This is a genomic window from Microbacterium shaanxiense, from assembly GCF_054779995.1.
The window spans coordinates 23,449-39,575 of record NZ_BAAGXE010000002.1; the positions used below are offsets into that span (position 1 = coordinate 23,449).

At 67.7% G+C, this 16,127-nt stretch carries 19 protein-coding genes; 6 read left to right on the forward strand and 13 right to left on the reverse strand.

The window, feature by feature from the left end:
• Nucleotides 1-43: 43 nt before the first annotated feature.
• Genes ACYVG2_RS04925 through ACYVG2_RS04945 form a run of 5 tightly spaced genes read right to left on the reverse strand, consistent with a single transcriptional unit; the run spans nt 44 to nt 5,216 of the window.
• Nucleotides 44-883 (reverse strand): ATP-binding cassette domain-containing protein, encoded by an 840-nt coding sequence (locus ACYVG2_RS04925; RefSeq protein ID WP_460779955.1) that lies wholly within the window; start codon nt 881-883, stop codon nt 44-46.
• Nucleotides 876-1,667, reverse strand: coding sequence for an ABC transporter ATP-binding protein (locus ACYVG2_RS04930; protein ID WP_460779956.1), 792 nt, complete (start codon nt 1,665-1,667; stop codon nt 876-878). The genes ACYVG2_RS04925 and ACYVG2_RS04930 overlap by 8 nt, the downstream gene beginning before the upstream one ends.
• Nucleotides 1,664-2,581, reverse strand: coding sequence for an ABC transporter permease (locus tag ACYVG2_RS04935; RefSeq protein WP_460779957.1), 918 nt, complete (start codon nt 2,579-2,581; stop codon nt 1,664-1,666). Before ACYVG2_RS04935 ends, ACYVG2_RS04930 begins: the two co-directional genes overlap by 4 nt.
• Nucleotides 2,578-3,636: an ABC transporter permease gene (locus ACYVG2_RS04940; RefSeq protein ID WP_460779958.1), complete on the reverse strand. Its 1,059-nt coding sequence runs from the start codon at nt 3,634-3,636 to the stop codon at nt 2,578-2,580. Before ACYVG2_RS04940 ends, ACYVG2_RS04935 begins: the two co-directional genes overlap by 4 nt.
• 8 nt (nt 3,637-3,644) lie before the next feature.
• A complete protein-coding gene (locus tag ACYVG2_RS04945; RefSeq protein WP_460779959.1) occupies nt 3,645-5,216 on the reverse strand; it encodes an ABC transporter substrate-binding protein in 1,572 nt (523 codons plus the stop codon).
• A gap of 143 nt (nt 5,217-5,359) precedes the next feature.
• On the opposite strand from ACYVG2_RS04945, the gene ACYVG2_RS04950 reads away from it, so the two are divergent.
• Entirely contained in the window at nt 5,360-5,959 is a 600-nt protein-coding gene (locus ACYVG2_RS04950; RefSeq protein WP_460779960.1) for an Lrp/AsnC family transcriptional regulator, read from the forward strand.
• Nucleotides 5,960-5,965: 6 nt separating this feature from the next.
• Here the strand turns inward: ACYVG2_RS04950 and ACYVG2_RS04955 are convergent, their stop codons facing one another.
• Nucleotides 5,966-6,322, reverse strand: coding sequence for a hypothetical protein (locus ACYVG2_RS04955; protein WP_460779961.1), 357 nt, complete (start codon nt 6,320-6,322; stop codon nt 5,966-5,968).
• Nucleotides 6,323-6,392: 70 nt separating this feature from the next.
• Here ACYVG2_RS04955 and ACYVG2_RS04960 point away from each other — a divergent pair, with 70 nt between their 5' ends.
• Nucleotides 6,393-7,526 carry a hypothetical protein gene (locus tag ACYVG2_RS04960; RefSeq protein ID WP_460780741.1) on the forward strand — a complete coding sequence of 378 codons (1,134 nt, stop codon included), beginning with the start codon at nt 6,393-6,395 and terminating at the stop codon, nt 7,524-7,526.
• Between the two features lie 4 nt (nt 7,527-7,530).
• Here ACYVG2_RS04960 and ACYVG2_RS04965 read toward each other — a convergent pair whose 3' ends face one another.
• On the reverse strand, nt 7,531-8,367 hold the full coding sequence (locus tag ACYVG2_RS04965) for a hypothetical protein (protein ID WP_460779962.1): 837 nt from the start codon (nt 8,365-8,367) through the stop codon (nt 7,531-7,533).
• Between the two features lie 56 nt (nt 8,368-8,423).
• Complete coding sequence (locus ACYVG2_RS04970) at nt 8,424-9,146, reverse strand: SDR family oxidoreductase (RefSeq protein WP_460779963.1); 723 nt, start codon at nt 9,144-9,146, stop codon at nt 8,424-8,426.
• A 130-nt stretch (nt 9,147-9,276) separates the two neighbouring features.
• Between ACYVG2_RS04970 and ACYVG2_RS04975 the strand changes: the two genes are divergently transcribed.
• The 3 genes from ACYVG2_RS04975 to ACYVG2_RS04985 all read left to right on the forward strand — a co-directional run bounded on the left by ACYVG2_RS04975 (nt 9,277) and on the right by ACYVG2_RS04985 (nt 11,163).
• Nucleotides 9,277-9,699, forward strand: coding sequence for a MerR family transcriptional regulator (locus ACYVG2_RS04975; protein ID WP_460779964.1), 423 nt, complete (start codon nt 9,277-9,279; stop codon nt 9,697-9,699).
• Nucleotides 9,700-9,781: 82 nt separating this feature from the next.
• A complete protein-coding gene (locus ACYVG2_RS04980; protein WP_460779965.1) occupies nt 9,782-10,132 on the forward strand; it encodes a PadR family transcriptional regulator in 351 nt (116 codons plus the stop codon).
• On the forward strand, nt 10,132-11,163 hold the full coding sequence (locus ACYVG2_RS04985) for an HAAS signaling domain-containing protein (protein WP_460779966.1): 1,032 nt from the start codon (nt 10,132-10,134) through the stop codon (nt 11,161-11,163). The genes ACYVG2_RS04980 and ACYVG2_RS04985 overlap by 1 nt, the downstream gene beginning before the upstream one ends.
• A 23-nt stretch (nt 11,164-11,186) precedes the next feature.
• On the opposite strand, the gene ACYVG2_RS04990 is transcribed toward ACYVG2_RS04985, so the two are convergent.
• From ACYVG2_RS04990 to ACYVG2_RS05005, 4 genes are all read right to left on the reverse strand, one after another.
• Entirely contained in the window at nt 11,187-12,614 is a 1,428-nt protein-coding gene (locus tag ACYVG2_RS04990) for a CCA tRNA nucleotidyltransferase (RefSeq protein WP_460779967.1), read from the reverse strand.
• A 125-nt stretch (nt 12,615-12,739) separates the two neighbouring features.
• Nucleotides 12,740-13,024 carry a hypothetical protein gene (locus tag ACYVG2_RS04995; protein WP_460779968.1) on the reverse strand — a complete coding sequence of 95 codons (285 nt, stop codon included), beginning with the start codon at nt 13,022-13,024 and terminating at the stop codon, nt 12,740-12,742.
• A 25-nt stretch (nt 13,025-13,049) separates the two neighbouring features.
• Nucleotides 13,050-13,607 carry a small multidrug efflux protein gene (locus ACYVG2_RS05000; protein WP_460779969.1) on the reverse strand — a complete coding sequence of 186 codons (558 nt, stop codon included), beginning with the start codon at nt 13,605-13,607 and terminating at the stop codon, nt 13,050-13,052.
• An 87-nt stretch (nt 13,608-13,694) separates the two neighbouring features.
• Nucleotides 13,695-14,390, reverse strand: a complete 696-nt coding sequence (locus tag ACYVG2_RS05005) for a GOLPH3/VPS74 family protein (RefSeq protein WP_460779970.1) — start codon at nt 14,388-14,390, stop codon at nt 13,695-13,697.
• Between the two features lie 68 nt (nt 14,391-14,458).
• Here ACYVG2_RS05005 and ACYVG2_RS05010 point away from each other — a divergent pair, with 68 nt between their 5' ends.
• Nucleotides 14,459-15,058, forward strand: a complete 600-nt coding sequence (locus ACYVG2_RS05010; protein WP_460779971.1) for a TetR/AcrR family transcriptional regulator — start codon at nt 14,459-14,461, stop codon at nt 15,056-15,058.
• Between the two features lie 6 nt (nt 15,059-15,064).
• On the opposite strand, the gene ACYVG2_RS05015 is transcribed toward ACYVG2_RS05010, so the two are convergent.
• The gene (locus tag ACYVG2_RS05015; RefSeq protein ID WP_460779972.1) at nt 15,065-16,117 is read right to left on the reverse strand and encodes an LLM class flavin-dependent oxidoreductase; all 1,053 of its coding nucleotides are present in this window, start codon (nt 16,115-16,117) and stop codon (nt 15,065-15,067) included.
• Nucleotides 16,118-16,127: the final 10 nt, after the last annotated feature.

Sequence of the window (16,127 nt, forward strand, 5' to 3'; positions counted from 1 at the left end):
CCGCCCGGTGGCGCCGCGGTGAACGGGCGGTGTCTGCGCCGGCTCAGCGCACGATCGGCGGCACCGTCGACCAGGACGCGCGATCCTCGGCGCTGGGGGCGGCGGGAATGCGGCCCCTCCCGTCCGGCTCGGGGATCGCGGCGAGCAACGAGCGGGTGTACGGATGCTGGGGAGCGGCCCACAGCGCGTCCGTCGGGCCCGACTCCAGCACCCGACCGGCATACATCACGAGAGTGCGGTCGGCGATGCGGCGCACCACGGCGAGATCGTGCGAGATGAAGAGCATCCCGGCGCCGACCTCGGCGACGAGATCGCGCATGAGGGCAGCGACGCTGGTCTGCGTCGAGGCATCGAGGGCGGAGATCGGCTCATCGGCGATCAGCAGCTTCGGCCGCGCGGCGAGCGCACGCGCGATCGCGATGCGCTGCTTCTGGCCACCGGAGAACTGATGCGGGAAACGCGTCGTCGATGCGGGATCGAGGCCGACGCGCTCGAGCCATTCCTCGACCTTTGAGCCCTCATCGCCCCGCGCCAGAGCGGTCTGTATGCCGTCCGCGATCTGGTCGCCGATGCGGCGGCGAGGGTTGAGGGACGTCGACGGATCCTGGAAGACCATCTGGATGCCGGTCAACGCTGACGAGCGACGCCTGAGACCCATGGTCGCGACCGGCATCTCGTCGAACAGCACGGTTCCGGCGGCGGTCTTCTCTATGCCCGCGGCAGCACGGGCGAGCGAGGACTTCCCGCTGCCGGACTCGCCGACGAGTGCGACGGTCTCACCGACCGAGACCTGGACCGAGACATCGTCGACGGCGACCACGGGCGGGGAACCGGGATACCGCACGACGACGCCCTGCGCGTCGAGCACGAGAGCATCAGTCATCGGCGCCTCCCTCGAGTCGCGAACCCGGCAGTGCCGCGAGCAGCGTTCGCGTGTAGTCGTGCTGCGGGTCGGCGAACAGCGACGCACGGTCGGCTCGCTCGACGATCCGCCCGTCCTTCATGATCGCGACATCGTCGGCGATCGCACTCATCACGCCCAGGTCGTGCGTGACCAGCAGCACGGCGAGGTCCCGATCGACGGCGAGGTCGCGCAGCAGCTGGAGGATTCCGGCCTGCACCGTGACGTCGAGCGCGGTGGTCGGCTCATCCGCCAGCAGCACATCCGGGTCGCACGCCAGAGCGCATGCGATGGCTATGCGCTGCCGCTGCCCACCGGAGAACTGGTGCGGGTAGCGGCCGAGCGCGTCCGCAGGGCGCGGCACCTGCACGGTCTCGAGCAGTTCGACCGCCCGCGCCTCTGCCGCCTTGCCCTTGAGCCCCAGGTGTACCCGCATGTGGTCGGTCAGCTGCCTGCCGATGGTGAGCTGCGGATGCAGCGACGCCGACGGGTCCTGGAACACCATCGCGATGCGGTTGCCGCGGACGCGGTTGAGCGCACGACGCGGCATGCCCAGCAGTTCGTCCTCGCCGAGCCGGATGGAGCCGGAGGTCTGCGCCTTGCGGGGCAGCAGCCCGAGCACGGCGAGTGAGGTGAGCGTCTTGCCCGAGCCGGACTCGCCTGCCAGGCCCTGCACCCTGCCGGCGTGGAGGTCGAGCGAGACGCCGTGCACGAGGGGGCGGCCGATCGAGATGTGCAGATCGGTGATGCTCAGCGCTGTGCTCATGCGTTCGCCCCCTTCGCGGATGCCGTGAGGTCGGACTGGTTCTCGTGGGCGATCTCGGCCGTGGGGTCGAGCACGTCGCGCATCGCATCACCGAGGAAGTTGAACGCCATCACGACCGTGAGGATCGCGAGGCCGGGGAAGACGCCGAGCCACCAGGAGTCGAAGTTCTGCATCGCCGCCGAGATCATCGAACCCCACTCCGCGGTCGGGGGTTGAGCGCCGAGCCCGAGGAACGACAGGCCGGACAGCAGCAGGATCGCGGCGCCGATGTCGAGGGTGGCGAGGACCAGCACCGGCCCCGCGATGTTCGGCAGGATGTCGACGGTGAGGCTCCGCAACGGAGAGTGTCCGAGCAGGCGACCGGCGATCACGTAGTTCTGCCGACGGAGGCTCAGCACCAGGCTGCGCGTGACGCGCGCGTACTGCGGCCACGAGACGATGATGGCCGCGATGACCGCGTTGAACAGCGAGGGGCCGAGGGATGCCGCGACCACCATCGCGAGGATGACGGTCGGGAACGCCATGAACAGATCGGTGATCCGCATCAGCGTCTCATCGACCCAGCCGCCGAAGTATCCGGCCACCGCGCCGAGGACCGTACCGATGATGAGGGCCGCGACGACGAGCATGAGCGCGAGCGGGATCGTCACGGTGGCGCCGGTCATCAGGCGCGAGAAGATGTCACGGCCGTTGCCGTCTGTGCCCATCAGCGTCTCGATGCCCGGTGCCTGCAGGCGGGGCAGCACCTGCGCGTTCGGGCCGTACGGCACCCACCACTGCGCCGTGAAGGCGACGAGCACCCAGGCGAGGGCGATCACCGAGCCGATCACACCGAGCGGTGTGCGCCAGGCGCGCGGCCAGCGGAAGCGGATCTTCCAACGGGAGGCGACGCGGCGGTCGTCGAAGGCGCTCATGCGATCCTCACTCTCGGATCCAGCACGCCGTACAGCAGGTCGACGACGAGGTTGATGAGCAGGTAGATCACACCGACCACGAGACCGACGCCCATGATGCCCGTGAGGTCGAGGTTCGCGGCGGCGTTGTAGGCGTATGTGCCCAGGCCCGGCCAGGCGAACACCGACTCGACGAGCACTGTGCCGCTCAGCAGCGCGCCGAAGGCAACCCCGACGACGGTGAGGATCGGCAGCGCGGCACCTCGCAGGACGTAGTCCATCACCACACGGGTGCCGGACAGGCCCTTGGCCCGCGCTGCCCTCACGTAGTCGCTGTCGAGCACCTCGAGCACAGAGGTGCGCACGAACCGTGTCAGCAGTCCGATCGTGACGAGCGAGAGCACCATGACCGGCAGGGCGAGGTGGGCTGCGGCGTCGAAGAACCCGACGCTGTCGCCGTTCAGCAGGTAGTCGATCGTGTAGAACCCGGTGACCCGCGGCGGCGGCGTGATCGACGGCGACACGCGTCCAGAGCCGGGCGCGATCCCCAGCTGCAGGAAGAAGAAGTAGTAACTGACGAGCGCGAGCCAGAACGTCGGAACGCTGAGACCGACGAGAGTGATCACGCGCACGACCTGGTCGGTGACGAGCCCCCGGCGGTACGCCGCCAGCGTGCCCAGCACGATGCTGACGGCGAGGCTCACGATGATCGCGCACACGGCGATCTCGATCGTCGCCGGCACCGCGGTGGCGAGATCGGCCGTCACCGGTCGCCCTGTGACCAGCGAGGTGCCGAGGTCGCCCTGCAGCAGGTTCGCCATGTAGATGAAGTACTGCACGAACAGCGGCTGATCCAGCCCGTGGGCCTTGATGAACGCCTCGCGCGTCGCGGGGTTCTGAGACGCACCCTCTCCCAGAGCCGCCGAGACCGGGTCACCGGGGACCAGGTTGGTGAGCAGGAACGTCACGATCGTGACGCCGATCAGCAGCAGCACCGAAGTGCCGAGTCGGCGCAGCAGGTACCCGACCAGCGGAGAGCGGGTCGGGCGCCTGCGTGCGCCGGTGGTCGTACTCATCGAACTGTTCAGCCGGCGGGCGCGATCTCGGCGATGTCGATCTCCCACACCGAGTTGTAGACGGCGCCGGTCACGTCGCCGGCGGTCGCGATGTTGCGGCCGGGGACGATCAGCGGGACGAACGGGCCGTCCGCCTGCATCGCCTCGGCGAACTCGGTGAACGCGGCGGTGCGCGTGTCCGGGTCCGTCGCGCTGGCGGCACCGGCCGCGAGACCGGCGATCTCGGGGTTGGCCTCCGCGGCCCAGCCCGAACGGAGCCCGACCTTGAGTCCGGGGCCGAAGGGCAGGAAGTTCGCCGAGTCCGCGTAGTCGGGCCCCCAGAACCAGAGGCCGAAGCCCTCGGTGCCGTTGACGTAGGCGTCGAGCTCGGTCGCGAACGGCGCGGGGGCGAGTTCGACGTCGATGCCGAAGTCCGCCAGTTGCGCCTGCACGCGCTCGGCGAGCGGGGTGAACTCCACGCCGCCGACCGGGTAGTCGTTCGGGAACTGCAGCTTGAGCGTCTGCCCGGCGTAACCGGATTCGGCGAGCGCGGCCTTCGCCCGGTCGAGGTCCTGCTCGACGCCGGCATCCAGAGCACCCTCGAACCCGGGCGGGATGACACCCGTCGCCTGCACGGCGCCGGTGCCCGCCAGTTCGAGCAATGCGTCGTAGTCGAGGGCGTAGCGGATCGCCTCGGCGATCTTCACGTTCGCGAGCTCTCCCGCATTCGCCGCGTCCTGGTTCAGCAGCAGGAAGATCGTCTGACCCGAAGGAACGGAATCGACGTTGAGGTCATCGCCGAGGCTCGCGACCTGATCGCCGTTGAGGTCCATGGCCACCATGGTGTCGCCACCCTTGAGGTTGGCGAGCTGCGTCGCGCTCTCGGTGACGTTGCGGATGACGACCCGGTCGTACGCGCTCTCCTCGTCGCCGTCGTACTCCCCGCTCTTGGTGAGCACGATCTGCGATGACAGGTCGAGAGTGTCGAGCACGAACGGGCCGGATCCGGCGGACTCGCCGTCCAGGAACGCCTGGGCGGTGTCTGTGCCGTCGGTCGTGCCGCCGTTCTCGATCACGACGTCCGAGTTGACGATGCCCAGAGCAGGATTCGCGAGGATCGCGGGAAGCTGGAGCAATGGGGTCTCGGTCGTGAACTTCACGGTCTTGTCGTCGACCTCTTCGATCGTGACTCCCGCGAGCAGGAAGTTCGGCTTCGCCTCGGCCATTCCCTGGATGCGCTGCAGCGAGAAGACGACATCCTTCGCCTCGATCGGCGTGCCGTCGGAGAAGACGCGGTCGCCCTCGAGAGTGAAGGTGAACTCGGTGGCCTCGTCGTTCTGCTCCCACGAGGCCAGCCCTGGCACAGGGGTCGAGACATCCGATCCCTCGAAGTCGACCAGCGTCTCGTAGAGCGCCTTGGCCAGCATGTTGCCGGTCGGGTCGTAGCTGTGACCGGGGTCGGCCGTCTCGATCGAGAAAGCGGTGTCGATCACCAGAGAATCGGACGAACTGGTGCCACCACCACCGGAGTTACCGCCGGAGCAGCCGGTGATGGCAAGGAGCGCGACTGCTCCCACTGCGACCAGGGACCTGCGAGACATCGAGGACATAGACCCTCCAAGGGAGAGGAGCGATTCGGGAAAGGTCGGACTGCTGTGGACGACCGTGTTCAGATTGGCACGATGCGCGACGATCTGTCCAATGAGAACAGGAGCTGAGACACGATTGACCCTAGAATTCGGGAATGACAGACAGAACGTCCAACGAACGGCCGACTGACTCGGCATCCGCTGGACGAAGTGTGCCCGTGCTGGATGACGTCGCCTACCGCATCCTCGAAGTGCTCCGCGAGAACGGCCGGCTCTCGATGGCGGCACTCGCCGAACGCATCGGCATCTCCCGGGCGAACGCGTACTCGCGCGTCGAGGCGCTCATCGACGGCGGCGTGATCACCGGCTTCTCGGCATCCATCGATCCGGCGAAGGCCGGACTGTCGATCGGCGCGCACGTGTTCGTGACCGTGCATCCGCAGGCCTGGCCGTCGTTCAGGGAGCAGGTGCGCGAGATGCCGGAGGTCGAGTACTGCGCCGTCACGACGGGTGAGCACGACGCCATGCTGATGATCAGGGCGACAGACGTGGGCGGCGTGCACGACTTCTCAACCGGCGTGATCGCGCGACTGCCGGAAGTGCGAACAGTGGTGAGCGTCGTGATCCTCGACGAGGTCGTCAGGAGGCCGTACATCCTGCCCAGCGACATCCCGCCCAGGGCACCAGCGGATTCACTGGGGATGACGCGGTGGACTCCCGCACCAGGGGCGCGGGAGCCGCTGCCCCCGCGCTGAACGGGCTCAGCCTTCGACGACCTCGGCACAGATGCTGAGCTGCGGCTCGCCATGCATCTCGTAGCGCTCGACCAGGCGAAGCCCGCTCTCGTCCTGCTCGATCGTGCTGTCACCGGAACCGGTGACCACCGATCCGTCCTTCACGAGGACGTGCACGAAATGGATGCTGATGGTGTCGCCGGTGCGCGTGCCGACGAAGCGTCCGAAGGTCACGGTGTCGCCGAGGTAGTCGCCCCACACCGCGCCGTCCTTCTCGAAGTAGTGGAAGACGCTCGGCGCGTCGTGGTCCACTGCGGAGGTCGTCGAGGAGATCATCCGGAAGGTGCGTCCGTCCAGCGACGGGACAGCTGTCTGCGTGTTCACCCCTCGATTATGGCAAGCACATGTCGTCGCGGCGTTTCCGCACGGCCCGCGTTAGCGTAGGCGGGTGAGCATGCAGCCGTTGACCTTCGATGCCCGTGCCCTCACCGAGCCCGTCGACCCCAAGGCCGTGAGCGCGTTCGCGACGGAGATGAAGGCACGCCGTGGCGGATCGACGCGGGCATCCACCGTGATCGCGATCGTCGTGGCGGTGATCGCCGTCCTCATCATGGTGCCGATGCTGTTCGTGCTCACCGTGACGCTCGCCACCGGACGGAACTCCCTCATCGGCGTGCTCCCCCTGCTGATCATCGCGGTCGTGGGAGTGGCGGTCGGGGTCGGTGCATGGGTGACCGTCCGCCGTCGGCGCGTCGTGGATTACCGGCTCGCCCGCTTCGCCGCGGCGAACAACATGACCTATACGGGTGAGGTCTCCGATCCGCCGCTGCCGGGCATGATCTTCACCCTGGGTCGGGCGCGCAAGGCTGATCAGCTCGTCCGCGGGCACAGCCCCCGTTTCGTCGAGTTCGGCAACTACCAGTACACGACCGGTTCGGGAAAGAACTCGACGACTCACAAGTGGGGCTACGTCGCCGTCAAGCTCGATGTGCCGCTGCCCAACATCGTGCTCGACGCGCTCGGCAACAACGCGATCTTCGGCACGAATCTGCCGGCGTCGTTCCAGAAGGAGCAGAAGCTCTCGCTCGAGGGCGACTTCGATCAGTACTTCACGCTGTACTGCCCCGCCGGCTACGAGCAGGATGCGCTCTACCTGTTCACGCCCGATATCATGGCGCGCTTCATCGACAACGCCGCCCAGCTCGACGTCGAGATCGTCGGCGACTGGTTGTTCCTCTATACGAGACGTGCGGCGTCGACCCTCGACCCGCACACCTGGGCCTGGCTGTTCGGCACGGTCGGAGCGCTCATCACCAAATTCGACCAGTGGGCCAGATGGCGTGACGAGCGCCTGCTCGCCGAACAGGGCCGGACGTACACGCAGGCGGCGGCCGTCGACGGAACTCCCGTCCCTGTCCCGGCGCACGCCGCACCCGCCCTGCCGTTCGCCGCACCGGTCGGGTTGCTGACGCCGCCGCCTGGCGTCGCGCAACAGGGCAGGCGACTCAAGCGCAGCGGCCGCTGGGTGCCGATCGCGATCGTCGTGATATTCGCGATCGGATGGTTCTGGGTGCGAACGCTGGCCTGAGGCGTCAGGATCCTCCGCCGCTGGTGTCGGATTCGTATCGAGAGCTGTGGGGGTAGAACTCCGGCGGATGCTGCGGGTCCAGCTCGACGAGGATGTCGCCGTCCGCCCCGACGAACACGATCACCCGTGACCCGACGACCGGGATCGTGTGCGCGTACGTGTTGAGGCGCACTCGGATCGTGTGCGCCTCGTGCTCGTCGCGGTAGCGGATGGGGACGTCGCCCCCGTCGTCCCACTCATCCGGGTCGGGCAGCCGAGCCACGAACCCCTCGTACCGACGCGTGGACCGCCTCAGTCGCAGCACACGGTCCACGTCACGTTGGGCGCGGCGCACCGAGCGCACGGCGATGACGGCCGACACGACGCAGGCGAGAGCGCAGACAGTGGTCGCGATGACGAAGAAGTCCGTCTCGGTTCTGAATCGACCGGTCCAGGGGTGCGTCCTCGCGTGCCAGAGGGCGAGAGCCGCGAATGCGATCGACAGGCCTCCGAGAACGCCGACGAGATAGACCATGCCGAGCGCCGAGCTCTTCATGATCCGCTCCGTACCCTCGACGAACAGGCCGCTGAACGAGAAGACGCCTCCGATGGCCGCGGGGACGGCGAGGGCGAGCCACCACCACCCCGCGGCCTCCTCGTCCGCCAGCGCGGTGCCGAAGGCCAGACCCGTCCCGGGGATGGCGAGTCCGACGCAGATCATGAAGCCGCAGAGGATGCCGAGGTATTCCGCCCCGATCGGTCGCCGGGTCACGCCCGGAGGCACGCGCGCGACCTTCGACCCGCTCTCACCCCTGGTCGAGAAGACCGGCCGCTCCTCCAGCCATGGCCATTCTTCTGTCATGAGGCGACGGTACGCCCGGGTGACCGCTCCCGATCACAGGTGGTGGCGGGGGTTCGTCAGACGCCGAGCAGCTCGGTCATCCGCTGATAGAACGGCGCGGGATCGCCTGCCAGTGACTGCTTCACCATCGCGGTCCAGTCGTCGACGATCACCTCGATCGATCCGAGGGCCAGGCCGTCGAGTGCCTGCCGCGGCACGTCGCGCGGATCGATCTTCGGTCCGTCGTATCCGGCGGCGATGTCCGTGTCTGCTGCGCCGAGCAGGACGCCCTGGACCAGGGTGCCCTGAGCGGCGAGCTCGAGGCGCACGCCGTTGGTCATGTTCCACTCCGCCGCCTTCGCAGCCGCATACGATCCTGTGCCGGGGCCGGCGAACCAGGACAGAGCGGACAGGATGTTCACGATCGCGCCACCGCCGTTCACCGCGAGGGCAGGACTGAACGTGCGGATCACGTCGAGCGTGCCCCAGAAGTGCGTGTCCATCTCGCGTCTGATCTCCGCGAGGTCGCCCGTGACGAGCGTGGCACCGGTGGAGATCCCGGCGTTGTTGACGAGAAGGGTCACGTCGTCCGCGATCGCCGCGGCCCCGACGATCGACTCGTGATCGAGCAGATCGAGACGCAGAGGCACCACGCGACTGTCGTCGAAGTCGATGCTCTCCGCACGCCGAGCCGTGGCGTACACCTTGCTGACTCCACGCTCGAGGAGCTCGAGCACGAACTCGCGGCCGATGCCGCGGTTGGCGCCCGTGACGAGAGCGATCTGGTCGGCGATGTTCATGGATTCTCCGCTTTCTGAGTGATTCTTCGTGACGCGGCCGCCCACCACGGGCGTCGCGTCGACTACTCTAAAAGTTGACGTTGACGTCAAGGGCAAGTCAGAATCGAACACTTCATCCCGGAGGACCATCGTGCGGATCGGCGACGTCGCGCAACGCGCAGGAGTCAGTACCCGCGCTCTGCGCTACTACGAGGAACAGGGCCTGCTCTCGGCGGAGCGCACGCACAGCGGCCAGCGCCTCTACCCCGAATCCGCGGTCGTACGCGTGCAGTTGATCCAGCAGTTCTTCACCGCCGGCCTTCCGAGCCGAACCATTCTGCAGCTGCTCCCGTGCGTCGACAGCGGGCATGGATCACCAGAGGTCTTCGAGATGCTGGCGGCAGAGCGCGATCGCATCACCGCTGCCATGGCAGACCTCGCCGCTGCACGTGACGCCCTCGACCGCATCATCGACATCGCGAACCATCCGACACCGGAGCACTGCCCCGGTCTGCGCGAGCCGGCGTGGGCCTCGCTCGACGACGCGGACACCGCGGCCGCTCTGCACCACTGACCTCCTGGCGACACGACTGACAGTTGCGTTTCGCACACTACTGCGCATTGCGTGGTAGTGTGCGATGCATTGGAGGGGTCCTGTGGATACGACGCAATTGCTCAAGGGCGTACTGGACGTGGCGGTGCTCGCCGTGCTGCGACAGGAGGACGGTTACGGCTACGACATCGTCCGCCGTCTGCGCGACGCCGGACTCGGAGACGTGGGAGACGCATCCGTCTACGGCACGCTCCGTCGCCTGTACGCCGCGGGCTCGCTGTCGAGCTATGTCGTGCCGTCCGAGGGCGGACCGCACCGCAAGTACTACGCCATCAACCCGCAGGGCGTGAAGTCGCTCGATGCGCAGACCGCCAGCTGGGCCGAGTTCGCCACCGCGATGAACGGCCTGCTGACACCCACCGCCGCGGCGTCCCGCACGATCGGAGAGAAGTGATGAACAGCCTTGAGACCACGCTCGATGAGCGCATCCGCACCTTCGCCGACGCCGTGCGCGCACACCTCGACGACCTGCCCGCGGACGAGGTCGACGACATCATCGTCGGGCTCACCGCCGACCTCGCCGAGCAGGCGGCGGACGGCGGCGGAGTACTCGAACTCGGCGATCCGGCCGCTTACGCCGCAGAGCTGCGATCGGCCGCCGGCCTGCCTGACCGGTCGGATGCTGTGACGCACGAGACCGTGCGGGAGAGAGTGTCCCGACGCCTCGGGTACATCGCCGACAGCATCCGCCGCAACGCCTTCGGTGTTTGGCTGCTCGACCTGCTCGTCGCCCTGCGTCCGGTCTGGTGGGTGCTGCGAGGCTTCGGAATCTACGGGGTTGCACATGCACTGTTGGGGTCGCCGTCATTCGGCGGCACGGGATCGGTCCTGCCGGACACTCTGTTCGGATGGCTCATTCTGCTCGCGATGACTATCGTCAGCGTGCAGTGGGGCCGTGACCGCTGGCTGCCCCGGAACGCGCTGCGACACATGCGGACGGTGATCAGCGTGATCGCGGTGCTCGCGCTGCCTTTCGCTCTCGCCTCAGTCCTGATTCCACGGGTCGAGTACGTCGACAACGGCGTCTACCAGCAACCCGGCCTCATGCTGGACGGCGTGCAGGTCGGCAACATCTTCGCGTACGACGAGAACGGCGAGCTCATCAACCGCGTGCAGCTGTACACCGATCGCGGCACGCCGTTGAACCTGTTCGGCGGAACGATCGAGGAGGGTGTCGACGGCACGTGGCAGGGCTTCGGGTGGGACGGCGACGCCCCTGTACGCGTCCCCTTCCGTGATGCCCGTGACGCAGAGGTCTGGAACATCTACCCGCTCAAAGAGGGCAGGGTCGATCCGAACACCAGCAAGATCCGGACGTCCACCGTCAGGGATGCGGCGGCACCGTTCCTGCGCGCCCCCGGTCTCCTCACGCCGTCGCCGACGCCGTCACCGGTTCCCACGCCCACGCCGACACCGGAGCCCTGAGCGCGAACCCGCTTAGGGGGCGTTCAGCCCCGAGCAGCCCACCACTCGCGCAGGCGCTGCTCGGCGACATCCGCACCGAGCACCCCCTCATCCAGCCGCAGGTCGAGCAGGAACTTGTAAGCCTCGCCGATCTCTCGGCCAGGCCCGATCCCGAGGATCTTCTGGATCTGATTGCCGTCGAGCTCGGGGCGCATGGCGTCGAGCTGCTCCTGTTCGCGGAGGTCCGCGATGCGCTTCTCGAGGTCGTCGTATGCGCCGGCGAGACGCGAGGCCTTGCGCTTGTTGCGGGTCGTGACATCCGCACGGGTGAGGATGTGCAGACGCTCCAGCAGGTCGCCGGCGTCGCGCACATAGCGGCGCACCGCGGCATCCGTCCATGCTCCCTCGGCATAGCCGAAGAACCGCAGGTGCAACTCGATCAGCGTGGCGACGGCATCCGTCGTGTCGCCGTCGAAGCGCAAGGCCTGCAGGCGCTTGCGCGCCATGCGCGATCCGACCACGTCGTGGTGATGGAAGGTGACCGCGCCACCGGGCTCGAGCTTGCGGGTGCGGGGCTTGCCGATGTCGTGCAGCAGTGCGGCTATGCGCAGCGGCACATCCGGTGCGGCATCCGGATGCCGCGAGTGCTCGAGCTCGATCGCCTGCGTGAGCACGGTCAACGAGTGCTCGTAGACATCCTTGTGATGGTGGTGCTCGTCGACCTCGAGGCGCAGCGCACTGACCTCTGGCAGGAACTCCTCGATGAGCTCGGTCTCGACCAGCGCTCGGATGCCGCGTGCGGGGTCGTCGGTCTGCATGAGACGCACGAGCTCGCCCTGGATGCGCTCTGGGCTCACGATCTTGAGCGTCTCGCGCAATCGTCCGATCGCCTCACGGGTGCCCTCTTCGATCTCGAAGCCGAGCTGTGCACTGAAACGGGCGGCTCGCAGCATCCTGAGCGGATCGTCGCCGAAGCTCACGTTCGGGTCGGCCGGGGTGCGCAAGATGCCGGCCACGAGATCCTCGACGCCACCGGTCGGGTCGATGAGCTTCACAGCGGGCACCTGAAGCGCCATCGCGTTGACACGGAAGTCACGACGGGCCAGGTCACCGTCGATCGTGTCGCCGAACTCGACGGTGGGCTTGCGTGTCACGCCGTCGTAGCTGTCGGCGCGGTAGCTGGTGATCTCCACCTGCTCGCCGCGCACCTTGGCCCCGATGGTGCCGAAGGCGCGGCCGATGTCCCACTGCGTGGACGAGATCGGCGTGACGATCTTCAGGATCTCGTCGGGTGAGGCGTTCGTCGTGAAGTCGAGGTCGTGCACCGCGCGACCGAGCAGCGCGTCGCGCACGGGGCCACCGACGACCGCGAGTTCGAAACCGGCGGTGTCGAAGGCGCGCGCGACCTCGGCGACGACGGATCCTTCGGCGAGCGCGCGCAGGCGTTCGAGCCCTTCGGCCATGTTCAGCATGGATTCCAGATTACCGGGGCGGGAATGACCCGAGCCGCGCCAGGGTCACGACTCCTCCGGCGCTCGGGTCGCCAGCATCCGCCGCAGCAGAAGGCCAGGGGCGGATGCCGCGGCTCACCGCGTGCTCAACGACCGGTGAGGTCGCGCATCTCCTGGGCGTGCCGCCGACTCATCGACAACACTCCCATGCTCATCGTGAGACCGCCGATGACAGCGATCGCGACGAGAAGCCAGATCCCCTGATCGGGATCGACGAGCTCGAGCAGATAGACCACGACCACAGCGGCGGCGAGCGCGAAACCTTCGATGAGCGCGAACGCTATGAAGAATCGGCTCTGCCGCCGCTGGTGCTGCCGCTTGAGCGTTTCGACGCGGTCGTCGTTCGAACTGGCGTTCAGCGAGTAGCTCATGCCGGAAGCGTAGCGGGGCTTCCGGTCACGCGGTCACGAGCGTGAGCACACCGGTGGCGATCAGCGTGGTCATCGTCGTCCAGAGGAAGATCGCGACCCCCTGCCACAGAAGCACCCATCCCTTTGAGACGCCGGTCGACACCAGCAATGCCGAGGTGAACTGCGTCGGGATGGCCAGCGGCCCCAGAATGCTCGCCCCGGGCACGCCGAAGCGCACGAGGAACTTCTTGAAGCGCCGCACACCCCTCGACTCCGGCTTGGGCTCGACGGCAGGCTCGTTCACTCCCACTGCGCTTCCGGCGACGGGTCCGCCGACGCTGACGAGTTCGGAGCGCCGCGCTCGTCGGGCGACGATCATCGCACGGATGCGTGCTCCGAAGAAGACGACCACGAAGACGGAGGCGAAGTTGCCGACCATCGCGGCGCCGGCCGCAATGAACGGGTTGAGCCCGGCCCACACGCCGAGCACGGAAGCGAGCTCGGATTCGAGGAACGGGATCGCTGCGGCGGCCGCGACGATGAGCGGCTGCACGAGGACCGGAACCTGCGACATGAGGTTCTGCAGGAATTCGATGAAGTTCATGTTCTTTCCTTCTGGAGTCTGCGAGCACTCCGAACACCGCCGGGTGCGGCGGTGACGGATCGGTCGGGGGGAGGGCTTGGGGCGGCGTCAGCGGTTGGCCACTGCGGCGCTGACGACGAGCGAGTTGGTCAGGACGGCGACCATCGTGCGGGTGACGGCGGTCGCGGCCGCTTCGGCGGCGCAGTCGCCCTGTTCCAGGTTCTTCGCCCTGGTGGCCGTGGCGCTGGACCACGGGATCTCACGGTGCAGCACGGGAAGCGATCCGCTCGCCGAGACGAGCGCCACGAGGGCCGCGATGTGCGCGGTCGGCTGTTCGCCATCGACGAGAGCGGCGCGCATTCGGGCCACGAGTTCGGCGCGTCGACCCGAGCCGCCGTCGACGAGGGCAGTCGACGGGAACAACCCGAGCACACGCCGCTTCTGCCGACCGATGTCACCGCGTCGGACGAGTCGGTCGAGGACGGGTTCACGCAGCGTCGGCCCGCTGGCCGCGAGAACCGTCTGGACCCCGCGGGGCTTCTGGCTGATGTAGTCCCACATCGGACGAAGCAGTTCATCCTCCGGCGGATCGCCGGCGGCATGAATGCGGACGCCGCGGACCCCGGCATCCTCGATCGTGGCGTGACCGTGCTGTGCGAGATCGGTCAGCGCACCGCCGGCGAGCACGTAGAAGAGCGTGTTCTCGCCAGCGATCGTGCCCGAGTCGGGTTGGAACAGCACGAGGAGAAGGTCCTCGGTGATCAGCGTGCGTGTGCGCTGCGAGCGGATGCTGTCGTCGGTCATGAGTCGATACTAGCACACTGTGCTAGTACAGTGTGCTAGTACCCTAGGATCGACGAAGGAGGATCGTGATGAACACGCGAGATCGCATCATCGCCGCGGCGACGGAGATGTTGCAGGAGGGCGCTCCCCGGTTGAGCGTGCGCGCGGTAGCAGCGCGTGCGGAGTGCGGTGCGAGCACGCTGCGGCATCATTTCCCCACTCAGCGCGACCTGATCAATGCGGCCCTGACGGCCACGTACGACGCGGCCATGCCCGACGAGCGCATCCGCGACACGTCGATCCCCCCGCGCGAGCGGTTGCGCGAATGCATCCGGCGTCTGCTGGATCCCACCGGCACGGCCGTCCAGGCACGCGAGGTGTGGACCAACCTGCTCACCGTGTTCGCCGATGCCCAGGCCGACGCGGATGTCCGCGCCGGCTACCAGGTGCTGGTGTCGCAGGCGGATCGCCGGGTCGGCGCCTGGCTCGCGATCCTCGAAGAGGAGGGCGTACTGCCACCCGGCGACAACACCAGGCGGTCGCACCTCCTGCTCACCGTGGTCGACGGACTCTCGATCGCGCGTGCCATGCCAGCCGGCGACACGAGTATCGAGGATGAGGCCGCGACGATCGGGTTCGCCGTCGACGCGGTCTTCGACGTCGCCTTCCCCGTGCGACCGACGCCGTAGGCGCCCTCAGGCCGGGTCGCCTTCGACGGGCCCTTCGGTGTTCGGCTTCCATCCGAGCGCCGGCGCGACGTGCGTCGCGAACGACTCGAGGACGTGCAGGTTGTAGTCGACGCCCAACTGGTTCGGGATCGTCAGCATGAGGGTGTCCGCAGCCATCACGGCTTCGTCAGCGCGAAGCTGCTCGATGAGCACATCGGGCTCTGCGGCGTAGGTCTTGCCGAACGTCGAGCGGAATCCGTCGATGATGCCGACCTGGTCTCCGTTCTCGGCGCTGCGCAGTCCGAAGTACGCCCGATCCATGTCGTTGACCAGCGGGAACACGCTCCGGCTGACGGAGACGCGCGGCGTGCCGGTGTGGCCGGCCGCCTTGTACGCCGCGCGATACAGGTCGATCTGCTCGCGCTGCAGCTGATGGAACGGCACGCCGGTGGCTTCCGTGAGCAGGGTCGAACTCATCATGTTGAGACCCTTGCGGCCGGTCTCCTCGGCCGTCGCGCGTGAGCCGGACCCCCACCAGATGTGGTCTCGGAGCGTCTCGGAGCGCGGCTCGATCGCAAGGTATCGGCCTTCACCGACCTGCTGAGGATCGCCCTGCACGACACCCGCACCGTCGATCGCCTCGAGGAAGAGGTCGAACTTGTCACGGGCGAGGTCCGCACCACGAGGGTCTTCCGATCCGACGTAGCCGAACGCCTCGTAGCCGCGCAGCGCGGTCTCGGGTGAGCCACGGCTCACGCCCAGCGCGATACGGCCGCGGGCGATCAGGTCGAGGGCTGCGGCCTCTTCCGCGAACTGCAGAGGGTTCTCGTACCGCATGTCGATGACGCCGGTGCCCACCTCGATGCGCTCGGTCTTCGCCGCCATCGCCGCCAGCAGCGGCATCGGAGACGCCGCCTGACGGGCGAAGTGGTGCACCCGCACGTACGCACCGTTGACTCCGAGCTGATCAGCGCCGACGGTGAGGTCGATCGTCTGATGCAGCATGTCGCCGGCCGTGCGCGTGCCAGAGCCGGGCACGGGGGCGTAGTGCCCGAACGAGAGGAATCCGAAAGCCTTCATGGTTTCATGC